The organism is Haloarcula sp. JP-Z28, from assembly GCF_011440255.1.
In the GTDB taxonomy this organism is placed as follows: Archaea; Halobacteriota; Halobacteria; order Halobacteriales; family Haloarculaceae; genus Haloarcula; species Haloarcula marismortui.
Genome location: NZ_JAAOHT010000087.1, coordinates 1 through 13,995, shown reverse-complemented (window position 1 = coordinate 13,995; position 13,995 = coordinate 1). Strand labels below are relative to the sequence as shown.

Here is a 13,995-nt window from a genome sequence, read left to right as displayed (position 1 = left end):
GCTCCGGTCCCTCCACAACGACCGGCGTGATCTCTACTTCTATGGTGAGGCTACCGATGACCGGCTTCAAGCCGCTGTACAACAACTAAAGCCGCTTGAGGAACCTGACATCCCCAGTGAGACAACCCTTCCAGAGCAAGAGATCCGCACTATCGTTCGCGACGAGATTCGTCGCCACCAGCAATAGGCATCAGACCGATAGCAAACAGTCCCACGCATCCGCTAGTTTAACCACTGTATAGTGTCGTGTTTACGTCATATATTTTCGTCTCAGGCTACATCTGAAGCAACACTCTAGTACCTTGCATCCGATTTGACTCTATGGATGATGCTGTTCAGGTGTTATACGTTGAGCGAGATTTGGAGTTCGCACGTAAAACAGCTGAACAGCTTGAACAGGTAAATAGTCAGCTAGAGGTCACGACTGTTCTCGGATCGAGGCCTGCATTCCAGGCGCTCAGTAATGATGAATACGACTGCATCGTTTCAGAGTATCGACTCCCGAACAGTACGGGACTTGAACTGTTTGACCAGATTCGGCGTAACTACCCTAATCTCCCATTTATACTGTTTACTGAGCACGGGAGCGAGTCGATTGCCGGTGACGCTGTTACTGCGGGTATCTCTGACTATCTTCAGAAGGCCGAAGCCGACGACGACTGTGAATTACTAGCAGATAGTATCAGTAACGCTGTCACAGCCAGCGAAACTGTGATCGAAGCAACTCGGGAGCGCCGCCGACTTGAACAGGTCCTGAAGACCGTCCCGAGTTGTGTAGTTCAACTCAACCGAGACGGTCAATTTGTTTTTGCGAACGACAGGGCTGAGACAGTTCTTGGATTAAAACAAGCAGAACTAGAAGAGCGTGCGTATAACGATCCTGAATGGGATATCAAAGATCTAGACGGAAACCCAATCCCTGATGATGAATTACCGTTCGCACGTGTCTTATATGAAGGCGAACAAGTGCGGGACCAGCACACAATCAGGTGGCCCGATGGGAAGAAGCGTGTACTCGCTGTGAACGGTGCACCAGTCATGAATGAAGGGTCCGTGGAGAGTGTCGTTTGCTCGCTCACAGACATCACCGATCGCCACCGACGCGAGCGCCGCCTTGAGAAGCTTCACGAAGCGACTCACGAGTTGTACGATGCTAAAACGAAACAAGAAGTCGCACAGATCACCAGCGACACAGCAGACGCTATTCTTGATTTCGAACTGAACGGTGTCCACTTCTACGATGAACAGGCAGGTGGGCTAAAACCCGTAGCTGTGTCAGACCGAACACAGCGCGTTACCGATGAGTTAGTGACTTTTGACCACGGGATTGCTTGGGAAGCGTTTCAGTCTGGTGAAATCAGACAGTATGACGATATCCACACCGCTGATAACATATACAATCCCGAGAGCGAGTTCCGAAGCGGATTGTACCTTCCGCTTGGGGAATACGGCATTCTACTCGCGAACTCAACCCAGCGTGGTGATTTCGATGATAGTGATGTCTCGTTAGGACAACTCCTTGCGGAAAATGCAAAGAGCGCACTTGATCGTGTTGAACGAGAGCGGCGACTTGCGCTCCTCCAAGAGCGGACAAGTGCTCTAATGCAAACTACGACCGCGGATAAAACGGTTGACCTTACTGTTGGTGCTGCAGCCGAGATTCTTGGAACGAATCTCTCTGGGTTTATTCAGGAAGACGAGCGCGAAGAAGTCTTACGCCCCCTCTCTACGACCGACGCACTCGCAGCGGAATTCAGCACGTACGAAGGCTTTGAATATGGCGCAGATGGTGACCCTATTAGTACATTTCTGTGGGATGTGTACGACTCAGGCACACCAGAATATGTGGGCGACGCGAGCGACCACCCAGCGCTCCCATCTGATATCTCGGTCCGCAGTGCGTTATTGTATCCACTGGAGTTGTACGGACTCCTCGTGTTTGCAGCTAAAACGCCAGACGCGTTTGACAGGACAGATAAGCGATTCGGCTGGATTCTTGCTTCGACACTTGAGACAGCGTTGGAGCGTGTCGACCGAGAAAGACTCCTCCGTGACCAGACACAGAAGCTTACGAGACAGAACCAGCAGCTTGAGGAGTTCGCACAGACTGTCACACATGATCTCCGGAATCCACTGCAGGTCTTACGAGGGACACTTGATGGCGTTCGCAAAACGACTGATGTCAACCATCTTGACCGGGGCTATAGGGCACTTGACCGGATGGAGACACTCATTGATGATGTGCTCATGCTCGCCCAAGAGGGACAACTAATCGACGACACAGAGATGGTTTCGCTTGCATCACTCGCTGATGACTGCTGGGACGTTCTGGAGACCGCTGATGCTGAACTGATGATAAATGACGATATAGAGTTTGAGGCTGACTCAGGGCGCGTCCGCCAACTTCTTGAGAATCTCTTTGCCAATGCAGTGACTCACGCTGGTACAGACGTGACAGTCACAGTTGGTACACTTACAAATGGATTCTTCGTTAGCGACGACGGACCGGGAATTGATCCAGTAGAACGTGACCAGATTTTCACTGACGGCTATACAAGCACAAGAAGCGGTACCGGATTCGGACTCTCAATCGTCAAGCAGATTGCTGACGCCCATGACTGGGATGCAACCATAGCAGAGAGCCCCAGTGGCGGAGCACAGATTGAGTTTACTAATGTCAGTGTAGCGTCGTCACAGATGGGTAATTAAATACAACTGACGGCGAGAGCGCGGCAGGTTCTAGAGGTTTAGTGAAGCGAAAGAGGAGAGTCTGGGGAATGGAGCGTGTGAGGAGGGCATGTCAGAGGGCACTCAGTGGGCTCCAGCCCCAAGCGGGGAACGGGCGGGGCGATGGTAGGCAGGTGTGTCGGATACTTTTCGGGGACCGCCTCCGACCGGCGGCTACCTACACCTACTGGCCGATATGTAGTAAAACCCCTCAGCGAGTTTCAGACTCAGAAACACCGTTCCGAGGTCCTGTCAGTGTGTTGCTGGCCGATTTGGTCGAGTACCACAACACCAGCAAGGGTTGCACTGTAGCGACTGAATCCTTCCAAAAGGAGAAACGGAATCCGCTCCGTTCCGCTCGATTCCGGCGAAACAGTAGGCAGCCTGTGCTTAGACATCACCGCGGGGAACTCGGAGCAGTTGTCCGAACGAGCCTGTTGCCCTGAGTGACGGCGCGTATCTACACACGGTGGACGGCGTGGTATTGCGCCTGTTCCACCTATAATCCCGTCAAACCTGGTTCGTTCTCCTCGATACGTCGAGTGTGCGTGAATTTATCATCGTTCGTGTTCTTGTGACACCAAAATGCTTCACCGATGACACCCACCAGCGAACCACTGCGAGTGTTCGCGCTGGGGGGCCGTGATATCGCTTCGGAACTCGACGAAGAGACAACTGCCGCCGGGCGACCACTCACGACCACGACTCACCCGCCAGACGACCTGAACGGCAGTGTTGACCCCGACTGCCTTCTGGTCGATCAGCGAGAGTTGAATGGGTGGCGTCCCGTCGTAGACAGAGCCACCGACACCTTCCCATCGGTTCCAGTCGTCGTTCTCATTGCGACCGCTGCAGAAGACGCGGTGGCGACGGCCATCGAGCGCGGTGCGACAAGCACCCTTCCGCGGTCGGTGTGTACCACTGAGCCAGATGCCGCCGCAACCCACGTCGGCCGCCTCGTGAACGGCGACGGAGACAGCACAGCACAGGAAACAGGCCCCGGCATAGAGTCGGACGACCGACTGCAACTCGTCGCCGACAACGTTGATGAGATCATTTATGTTGCGAACTGGGACTTCTCCGAGGTCGAGTATGTCAACCCCGCCTACGAGGCAATCTGGGGGCGACCGGTCGAACAGCTTTACGATGACGCGACGGCATTCATAGAAGGGATTGACCCACGGGACCGCGAGGAATTCGAGGCTGATTTCGAGGCGATGCGCGCGGACATCCGAAACGGAACGCCAGAGGAGAGCTACGGGTTCGAGTTCCGAGTCCGCCAGCCGGACGGAGAGATAAGGTGGGTAACGGCGACAGGCTATCCCGTGACAACGGAGACGGGAAAGAAGCGATACGTTGGAATCGTTGAGGATGTCACCGACAGCCGTGAACTAGAGCGGACGTATCGCGAGCTTTTCGAGAGCATCTCCGACGGCATCGTCGTCCACGACCCCGAGACGGGCAAAATCGTCGATGTCAACGAGCAGTTCTGTGCGATGAACGGCTACGACCGCGAGGAATTACTCGGTGAGACCGTCGAACTAATCACGCCGGACGACAGTGCGAAATCCTACGACAGTGCGAGAGAGAAGGTCAAACTGGCAGCCGAGGAGGGGTCACAGCTGTTCGAGTGGCGCAACGAACGGAAGTCCGGGGAGACGTTCCCTGTCGAAGTGAGTCTGCGACTCGCGAGGCTGCAGGGCGAACAGCGGGTGCTTGCGAGCGTTCGTGACATTACCGAGCGTCGGGAACGACAGTCCCAACTTGAGACCGAACGCGACCGCTGGTCGGTCCTGTTTGAGAACACGCCGGACCCGATCATGGGCGTCAAATTCGTCGACGGCGACCCGTATATCACCGAGGTCAACGAGGCGTTCGAGACGGCATTCGGGACCGAGGCCGCGGACATCACCGACCACCCTATCGCGGACGCAATCGTCCCGGACGACGAACGTGAGGGGTACGAGGAGATTCGCCGACAGGCACTAGCCGGCGAACCCGTCGAGAGGGAGGTTCGTCGGGAGGCTGCCGATGGTGTCAGGGACTTCCTGCTCAGAGTGCTCCCGTTTGAGAGTGGGGGTGATCGCCACGCCTACGTCTGGTTCACCGATGTCACAGAGCGCCGAGAGCGCGAGCGGGCTATCGATGAGGAGCGACAGAAGTATTCGACGCTGGTCGAACAGAGTACAGACGGAGTCGTCGTGGTCCGGAATGGCGAGTACGTCTTCGTCAACGAGCGGTTCACAGAAATCACCGAATACGACGAGGGCGAACTGCTGGGGATGCCCGTCGAGCGGGTGTTCGCCCCGGAGTCTCGCGAGCTGATCCGGGACCGATACGAACGCCGGGTGGCGGGTGAGTCGCCGCCGAACCAGTACGACGTCGAAGTGGAGACGGCGACGGGCGAGCACCGGACGCTGGAGTTGGCCGTCTCGCGCCTCCAGCACGAGGGCGACCCCGCTACAATGGCGACCTTCCGCGACGTGACCGACCGGAAAGAGCGCGAACGGACCGTCAAGCAACTCCAAGTCGCCACCGAGCGCCTACAAGGCGTTGAGACGACCGAGGCGGTTTTCGATATCGCCGTCGAGACGGCACGGGATGTCCTCGGGCTGCCGATGACCGCGTGCTGGCGGTACGATGACGAGCACGACCGGCTCACGTACACCGCCGGAACTGAGCCAGTCGAAGCGATGGAGACTGGCCCGGTTTCGTTTACGCCGGCGGACGAAGAGTACGAGGTCTTCCAAGCCAGTGAGCCGACGACGTACGACCCAAGCGAGCATCACTCACACAACCCGCTCGAACAGTCCATCATCGTCCCGGTCGGTGACGACGGGCTTCTCGCGGCCGGCGAACGTGGCCGACAGGAGTACGAACAGTACCTCATAGACGTGATGGGCGTCCTCGCAGGCCACGCGGCGAGTGCGATCGGGCGTGTCCAGCGGGCCGAACAGCTCCGCGAGAGCGAGCGCAGACTCGGTGCCATTATTGACCGGATCGACGAGGCGATTTTCTTGGCGCCGGCCGCCGAGTTGACTAACAGCGACCCTACCGCGGAGTTCGTCAGTTCGGGGTACGAAGATATCTGGGGCCAGTCCCTCGAACGCATTCAGGAGACTCACGACGAGGGCTTCTTTTCGACACTGCATCCCAAGGACCGGGACGACTACCGGTCGCTCGTCGAGGAAATCGTCGCCGACGTGGAGCGCGGTGAACCACGAGACAGGTACACACGCGAGTACCGCATCGAGCGGCCCGACGGCGAACGCCGGTGGGTCCAGTCGGAGTTTTACCCGACAGCGTGGCCCGACGGCAACCCGCGAATCATCGTCGCGAGTCGAGATGTGACCGACCGCAAGGAGCGCGAGCAGACGCTGGAGACCTTCCACGATGCGACCAATGAACTGACGACCGCCGAAACGGCCGCCGAAGCCAGCATCACGGCAGTCGAGGCGGCGGCGAGCGTCTTCGACCTGCCGGCGACTGCCGTCTATCGATACGATGGCGAGACCGGCCGTCTCGATCCGGCCGCGAGCGGTCCGGAACTGCCACCGGCAACGGATCTCGGCTCGCTCGGAACGGAGCACGATGCCGCCTGGGGGGCGTTCGTCGACGAGCAACTGCGACGTGTCGACAACGCTGCTGACGCACTTACAGATGACCTTCCGGATGGCGGCGCACTGCTCTTCCCGCTGGGTGGGAACGGTCTTCTCACAGTGTGGCAGTCCGACGAAACCCTCGATACGGACGCCGCGAACATTCTGGCAGCGACGCTGGAGGCTGCCCTCAACAGACTCCGCGGCGAACGGCGACTTGAGTCGCGGCGTGCCGAGCTCGAAGCCCAGACCGAGCGGGCACGCAGACTGGAGTCCATCACGGATCTCACACAGCGCGTCGAAGCGGCCATTACGACGCGGTCCTCCCGCGAAGGGATTCAGGAGTCTGTCTGTGCCGAATTGACGGATGTCGAACCGTTCGAAGCTGCCTGCGTGGTCGAAGCCGACATCGGGTCGGACCGCCTCCAGCCACGTGCTTTCGCCGGGATAGGTCGCGACGATATCGAGGACCTTCTGATAGACACAGCCGGAGACGCGAGCCCGGCAGCCCAAGCCTGGGGGACTGAGGAACCCGTGGTCAGCAACGACCTCGTCGGTAGTCGACAACAGGGGGGCTGGCGCAAGCGACTGCTCCGCGATGGTATCGGATCTGTCTGTGCCGTCCCGCTGTCCTACGAGGATGTCATCCACGGCGTGCTTACCATCTTCGCGGACGAACCTGACGCATTCGGAGAGCGCACGGTCGACGTCCTCTCTCAGTTAGGTGCTTCCATCGGGTACGCCATTACAGCGACAGAGCGGCGGCGTGCGCTCGAATCCGACGACACGCTCGAACTCGAGTTCCGGGGCCAAAACACCGACCTCCCGATGGCGCGGCTAGCACGGGCGCTTGAGTGTCGGGTCAGCCATCAGCGGACGGTTCATAGACAGGATAGCTCGATCAGCGTCTACTACCGGCTCACTGGTGACGTTCCGTCGGAGGTGGCCGAGACGGCGAGAACTGTCCTTCCTGGAGATATGACGATCGTTTCCCGGGGGGCCGACGAAGTAGTTCTCGAACGGCGTGGCTCCTCGTGGTTCGGGTCGTACGTTTCGGAGCACGGTGGTATCATTAGACGCGCACGCCGAACCGCCGAGGGTGTCACGTTGGTCGTCGAAATCCCGACCGAGACGGATACGCGAACCATGGTCGAACGCATCCAGAACGAATTTTCGGACCTAGAACTGTACGCACAGCGCCAGCACCGCGAGACGAACCAGACCGCTAGAGAGATACAGGACCGGCTGGAACGAGAGCTAAGCGAGCGACAGTACGAGGCTCTAGAGACGGCACAGGCGATGGGGTACTTCGAGTGGCCCCGCGAGAACAGCGGCGAAGACGTCGCCGACGCGCTGGGGATTACGCAACCGACGTTGAACAAACACGTCCGACTCGGCGAGCGGACGGTGTTTGATATCCTGTTCGGGTCCGGTGACGGGATAGAGCCGTGATTCCCAGTGGGGGCATATCACGAAAACCATCGCAGGCGAACCGACGGTCAAGTTTGAGCGGTGGAGGGCCGAAAGGTCAGCGAAGACAGGTAATGAGGGGCCACTGGAGGGTCAGTCACTCGCGGACTCACAGACGCGAACGCGACCGTCGAAGCCGTCTTCGCGGAATTGTACCGCGATTCCTTCGAGGACGAGCCGGAACTGTTGTCTGTGGTGTCCGTCCGACTCCGGGCGCAGGCGCGACGCGACGACGCCGGCCTCGGTCAGCCTTTCGAGGCGGCGATACACTGTCGGACGGGACATATCGCACTCGTCGGCGATAGCCCGTGCCGGCATCTCGTCACTCGACAGCGCCTGCAGGATATCGACGACGTACTCGTCACCGAGCAACGGGAACAGTTCGTCGAACGCGATAGCCGAGGAGTCGTCGCTGGCCGTCGATTGCTCATCGATACTATGTGTGCTGTTCCGGTCGCCGGAGACGTCCGGTGTCCGGGCGCTGGGCGGCGTACCGCTGCGGGACTGGGTCTGATTCCCCCTCATCACCTATACCCACGGACCGACTCTTCCCAAATGTGGTGGCAGTATTGACTGCCCCAGGCCGAAATCAGGGGCTATCTATAATGACCGGGGGTGAAAAACCGGTCGTTCAATCACGCTGCCGGCAGAATCCAGCTCCAGTCTCAGAGCCAGAAACACGCGGTGCCGGTTTAGAACAGATGCCCTCGTAGGTCCGTCTATGTTCCCACTGACTCCATCGGTTTGTCCCCGGCGACGTGTGCATCACTGGAGCGAGTCGGCGGCTTCGGGAGGGCAGCCTGGATGACGGGGGAATCACGAACCGGCGGGCAGGACACCAACCGAGAGACGCAGCGCGAGCGACGGGACCGTCCCGAGACTGCGGGGTGCGCACACGAGCGCCAAGTGCTGGTCGTCGGCGAGGACCCGCCCGCAATCGCAACTGCGGGCTTCCTCAGTCAGGTAGGGCTCGACCCGGTGTTGGCACGACCGCCGAGTGAGCGGACGGGGCCGGATACACTGACACTGTGGCGGCCTGGGCTGGTGTTGCTGGAACGTCTCGGACTCAGGCGGCCCGTCGAGGCCATTGGAACCAGACTGGACCGGCTCGCACGTCCAAACATCAATTCGTCGTGGACAACCGACCAGTCGGACCGACCGGCGCTGCTGAGCGTTCGTCGAGCGAAGTTGTTGAGCCTCCTCGATCGGCGAGTCCGCGACCGTATCCGGACACCTGAGCGACCGATTGTGGATATTGACCGGTCTCAGGGTCGGGTCGACGCGACTTTCGAGGGCAGCATCCAGGAGTCCTTCGATACCGTAGTCACGACAGATTCGACGCTGGCTCCGACCGTCGAACCACGGCACGTCGTGGCCACGACCCACACGTGGGCGTTCGACTGGCCGACCGAACCGCCGGCTCCGGACGGTCCCACAGAGCAATGGAGAGACGACCGGGCCGCGTTCTCTGTTCCCGTCGCAGACGGCACGCGCGTACGCCTCGTCTCGGTGACTGATCCGACATGCGCCGCCACCGATGTCGGCTCGCTTGAACGTCAGTTCGGGGCACTTCTCGGGTGGTCAGCAAACCCCTTCGAGAGACTCTCACAGCACGGGATTCAGTATTACCAGGGCACACGAGCCGTCCCGGTATCGGTTCACGCCGATGGAGTCGTCCTTATCGCGTCGGCGGCGCGTGTCTCTCTTCCAGGGGGGTGTCTACGAACGACGCTCGGAATCGAGGATGGGTGGGTGCTCGCCGACGCTCTCGCGTACGGTCCGCGGGACCGTGACGACGCCCTCAACGAGTACGAGCAACGGCGTCGCCGGAGGGAGCGGGAACTCGATCAGTGTTCGACGACCGTGACTCCGGCGGTGCAACCCTCGATAGATCTCTCGCCGGTTTTGTCCCGACTGTGCGCGAGACGGGCGTTGGGCTTCCGGCACGTTACCAGCGGACACCTTCCCGACGTCGCGAAGTCGATACCGGCGTCGCTGTGAACCTCCGCCAACGGCACTCATCCGAACGGAAGAACAGAAACACACGTTCGCTGCGCGGTGGACAATACCCGTTCAAGGGCGGATTCGAATTGCATAAGTGTCGACTACACCCACCGAATTGACCCACACAGCTATTGCTATCGTCTGTTTCCGTGTCTGAAACACTGACTGCCGATATATGATGACCGAGCGCCACGAGGATGTATGGCCCCCGAATTCCGGCAGCGTACTGCTCCTTCGGACGATGAGTCGTCCGTGTGTACAGACCGCCCGCTCATCAGCTGCGAAACCGTCGCTATACGGAATTACGATGGCACAGACACCCGCGAGGTGACTATCCGTTTGTGCGACGCAGACGACGAAGTCGTAGTCAGTCGGGCAAAGACAATTCCGCCACAAGGCGTCGTGCTCATCTCCGAGCCAGTCGAGCGGGGTGTATACTGTGTCGAAGTTCACGCCGGTGGCGCATGTCATGCCAGCACAGAGTGTCTGCTCGGCCGAGGCCCCACGGAAATCGCACTAGTCGAACTCGGCAACGGAATCGCAAGCGTCGTTGAGGGCTTCCTCTGAACCGCCGACGGCCTCTACCTTCACGAGTTACCACCCCAAGCTGCATCCCCACAGAATAACCTCGTGTAAGCCTGTACTGCCCAATCCAGACTCGTAGAAGGGGATTGCAAAGAGTAGCTCTCCGATGCAGTCGTCCGCGGCAGCTGATAAGCCAGGACCCGTCGTTACTCTTCTACGTGATATCGTGGGTTTTTCGCCTGCCTTCTATAGTAAAAGCCCTCACAGACTTCAGGGAGAGAAGCACTGTTGCAACTTATACTGGGATACCGGTCATTCAGGCGAGTATGAAAACAGGTCTTCTAATGGACAAGAGGAAACATAACTGTTGGGAAGGGGTGAATGGAGTGTCCTGACCGAATCACAACACGCCGAACGAGTCGGTACCCTTCGTGGTCCGGAACGGGTGGTCTCTCACCGGCTGAGAGAAGGGCCCATGCGTCTGTATGAAAAAATCAACATATCTACAACCGAACTAGCAACCATGCCTCCGTGTACCCGCCGCGCCCTCCTCACAGCTGCCGGAACTGGAGTGGTAGCCTCCCTCGCTGGTTGTGGGTCTCTTGTGAACAATTCACCGTTAGCAGAGGCTCCGCCCGTTGGAGAGCTTGATGGATATCGCGTTTTTATCGCTGAAGGAGTCGACTTCCCGAACCCTGGGGCTGTCTCATCTGTCAAGGATAGTGCCAGCGCTGACGTGAGTGTGTACCCGTCCGGCGACGACCAAGTCCAGCAAGTCCGCGGCTGTCTTACTGACGGCCGACCTGCTGTCGTGGTAGGCGCGAACGCGCAGTGGACCGTTATGCAGGCGTGTGCCGACAGTGACCGTCGGTACGGCTTCACTCAGAACGGGTGGGGGCCAACGGACCGGATTGCTGCCGCTGTCCCGAAGCAGGGCCGACTGGACACACACAAATTCGTCGGTGCGGAGCTACCGCGGGACCTTCCGTGGGCGGTCAGTGAAGTACTCGAACCTTCGTTGCCAGAGTGCCCCGAGCCATTGGATTTGGAGGTTCCTGACGGCGCCACGACCATCGGCCGGTCACGCATTCGCGGGGTGAACGATGTCGGCGGCTTTGATCGCTGGGATACCCTTCGGTTGGCCGCCAAAACTGAACCAGCCGTGGTCTCCGTCGATATGCAGGCCACAATGTATGGCGGTTCCACCCAGAGCGATACCAGTTCGTACAAACCGGACCGGATCCGTTTCGTTTCTGATTTCCCAGAGAGGATCACCGGAATGAGTCCGCAAGACGCTGATATAGATGGGCTCACTGTTGAGACCACCGGTAGTGCCGGTTCCGAGACGACGCTTATGCAGTATACTTTCACTCCGCAAGAGAAAATAGACCTATGGTCTTTTGCAGCCTGTACACGGATGCAGTTCCAAACACGGGACACTGAACCACCGATATCGTATGATTCTAACGGCCGGTTTCGGTGGCGGGATCCACAACTGCTTGACGACGACACATGGGTGCATCATACACCCGGACAAGCTGTCTGGTACCCGAACCGCTGACTCCGACTGGATTCGTTTCGACTACTCCACATCAATGCATTTGCCACGGAGAGCAGCCGACCAATGGCTCGCGATGGTCCTCACTTAGATTCGAGACAACGCGACGTACAACAGAATGCCGGTGTGAATTAGTGCGAACGGTCCGATGACGACGAGTGAAGCGTATGCAGTCCCCGAGTCGACTCCGGGGGCGAGAAACAGCCCAGCTGGAACAGCGAGAAAGAAGAGCAACAAACCGCCGGCAGCTGCGATGATCGTCGGATCCCGTTCTGGCCGATCTGTTTGGTACACTGGAAGATCCAGCGTCTCGATAGCTCGATCGAGATCAGATAGCGGGCCGAGCTGCACGCTCCCTCGGTCAACCGAATCAACGCTGGCGACCCGTAACCGGCCCGTGCCACGAAGCCGGTCAACGATAGCATTAATAACGGAGTACTCGGTCCCGGGACCGATCGTGGCGATCCACTGCGGTGACTCTAACAGTCGGTCGTAGGCGACCAGAAACTCACCCCGGCGCTGGTACTCAATCGTTCCGTAGCGGAGGTAGAAACTCAGCATACGAGCACCGACGATACAGAGAACTACGATCGAAAGGAGGCCAATCCAGACCGGGTTGCCGACTTGCAGCGCGATGACGAATGCCGCGACAGTGATAATTGTGAACCGCGAGATCAGTGCGAACCCGACGGCGCTGAGACTTCCCAGTATAACGGACTTCTTGTTGACGGCAACACTGGCTTCTACCGGCTCTTCAGGCATTGTGAGCTCCGGTGGCGGTTCGCTCCTGGGCAAATCATCTGAAAGTTTCAGATCCACATCGAGAAGAGGCCCTCCGATATGATCCACGTAGAACCGGTAGAGTGAGCTGAGCGTTTTCCCGACAACAAGGCCGGTTAACAACGTTATACGACCGGCCCGGGACCCACCCAACGTGAGAAACCCAATAAAAAGGAGCACCAACGTCAATTGTGCCGGTGTCCGGATCAGTTCTTGAGCGGACACGTCACGGTACTCACTGGTGCCAATGTACTCAATAACGAACTCTTCGATCTGTGAGAAGAACAACGCCACGACACTCACAGCGAGGCCCACTGAGATCTGAATTGTAGGTCCAATCGTCAAGAGGTAGACAAGGCTGATCGGCCCGATGAACCCGAACCAGACCCCCAACACCATTAGTGCGAAGGGGATGTTTCGTGGGTATATTGGCGGCCAGTTCGAATAGATCTGAAAACCACCGCGTTTCTCCCGGAGTTCATGTAACGGCTCGTACTGTCCGGGACGTCCCGGGGAGCCCTGCTCAGCGAACAACGCCTTCGTAGCCGCAATAAGAACCGAACAGGCCGCCTCGGCTGTGTAGACAACGAGTAATAGCCAGAGGTCCCAGCCCCAGACAGTGACTCCGACCAGCGGAATACAGTTCGCAACGACTAGGCTCAGACCGCGAACTGAGGTCGGAAGCCGCTGGGTCATGATTAGAGACACTCGATTCGTTATGCTTGAGTAACAAACATACTTCGAATTCGATAACACGACTGAACTGAAGTCCCGTCGTTCTGAAGGCAGACACAAGCCGGCGACCCACAGAATCAACAGCAGTCCCGACAGTGGCGACTCGCTTGGCCCGAGTGCCGTTCCCATGACGCGGAGTTACCCGAGTAACCGCTTCCGTCGGAAGACAACGAGCAATCCTGTGGATGTGTGACGGATTCATCTCCGCTCTTGCTCCCACTCACGTAGATGCGGGTTCTCCGGAGTGAACCAGCCCGCGAGTCCGTCTGCACCGGTCTGTATTCCGACGGCCCTGCGCGACCAGTCGACTGCGGCCTTTCCCGCCGAGAACACGACTACTGGAGCGAGAGCCGATAGGTTGATTCCAACCGAGCCACTTACTGAGCCAGAAACCACGAACCCACCCAAAACTGGGTCTAGTGCTTCGTCAACCCTAGATTGTTATTCTGGAACGTCCTAATGTGCTGTGTTGACTTGATGGAAACGCTGCTATCCCAAGAGAGCGTGAACTAAGACATGGGGCGCAAGAGACCGACCGCTATTCCGTGCCATCGAGCACGTCGTGTTGACTGGTCCGTGTGCGAAGGAAGCCGAGTC

Annotated in this window: 6 protein-coding genes and 1 pseudogene; 5 read left to right on the top strand and 2 right to left on the bottom strand. The window is 58.5% G+C overall.

The window, feature by feature from the left end:
* The 3 genes and pseudogenes from G9463_RS21025 to G9463_RS21015 all read left to right on the top strand — a co-directional run.
* A pseudogene (locus tag G9463_RS21025) lies at positions 1 to 187 on the top strand (resolvase); the annotation flags it as partial.
* Between the two features lie 134 nt (positions 188 to 321).
* Entirely contained in the window at positions 322 to 2,709 is a 2,388-nt protein-coding gene (locus G9463_RS21020; protein ID WP_165897743.1) for a GAF domain-containing protein, read from the top strand.
* 614 nt (positions 2,710 to 3,323) lie between these two features.
* Positions 3,324 to 7,778: a PAS domain S-box protein gene (locus G9463_RS21015; protein ID WP_165897742.1), complete on the top strand. Its 4,455-nt coding sequence runs from the start codon at positions 3,324 to 3,326 to the stop codon at positions 7,776 to 7,778.
* A 111-nt stretch (positions 7,779 to 7,889) separates the two neighbouring features.
* Here the strand turns inward: G9463_RS21015 and G9463_RS21010 are convergent, their stop codons facing one another.
* Entirely contained in the window at positions 7,890 to 8,321 is a 432-nt protein-coding gene (locus tag G9463_RS21010) for a winged helix-turn-helix domain-containing protein (RefSeq protein ID WP_165897741.1), read from the bottom strand.
* A gap of 279 nt (positions 8,322 to 8,600) precedes the next feature.
* Between G9463_RS21010 and G9463_RS21005 the strand changes: the two genes are divergently transcribed.
* Positions 8,601 to 9,797, top strand: coding sequence for an NAD(P)/FAD-dependent oxidoreductase (locus G9463_RS21005; RefSeq protein ID WP_004965187.1), 1,197 nt, complete (start codon positions 8,601 to 8,603; stop codon positions 9,795 to 9,797).
* A 204-nt stretch (positions 9,798 to 10,001) separates the two neighbouring features.
* Positions 10,002 to 10,367 carry a hypothetical protein gene (locus G9463_RS21000; RefSeq protein ID WP_004965190.1) on the top strand — a complete coding sequence of 122 codons (366 nt, stop codon included), beginning with the start codon at positions 10,002 to 10,004 and terminating at the stop codon, positions 10,365 to 10,367.
* Between the two features lie 1,603 nt (positions 10,368 to 11,970).
* Here G9463_RS21000 and G9463_RS23870 read toward each other — a convergent pair.
* Positions 11,971 to 13,359, bottom strand: coding sequence for a DUF6498-containing protein (locus G9463_RS23870; protein WP_205254247.1), 1,389 nt, complete (start codon positions 13,357 to 13,359; stop codon positions 11,971 to 11,973).
* Positions 13,360 to 13,995: the final 636 nt, after the last annotated feature.

Excerpts from the sequence above, each read along its gene's own strand:
- G9463_RS21020 (WP_165897743.1), top strand. The coding sequence starts at position 322 with ATGGATGATGCTGTTCAGGTGTTATACGTTGAGCGAGATTTGGAGTTC.
- G9463_RS21015 (WP_165897742.1), top strand. The coding sequence starts at position 3,324 with ATGACACCCACCAGCGAACCACTGCGAGTGTTCGCGCTGGGGGGCCGT.
- G9463_RS21010 (WP_165897741.1), bottom strand. The coding sequence starts at position 8,321 with ATGAGGGGGAATCAGACCCAGTCCCGCAGCGGTACGCCGCCCAGCGCC.
- G9463_RS21005 (WP_004965187.1), top strand. The coding sequence starts at position 8,601 with ATGACGGGGGAATCACGAACCGGCGGGCAGGACACCAACCGAGAGACG.
- G9463_RS21000 (WP_004965190.1), top strand. The coding sequence starts at position 10,002 with ATGGCCCCCGAATTCCGGCAGCGTACTGCTCCTTCGGACGATGAGTCG.
- G9463_RS23870 (WP_205254247.1), bottom strand. The coding sequence starts at position 13,359 with ATGACCCAGCGGCTTCCGACCTCAGTTCGCGGTCTGAGCCTAGTCGTT.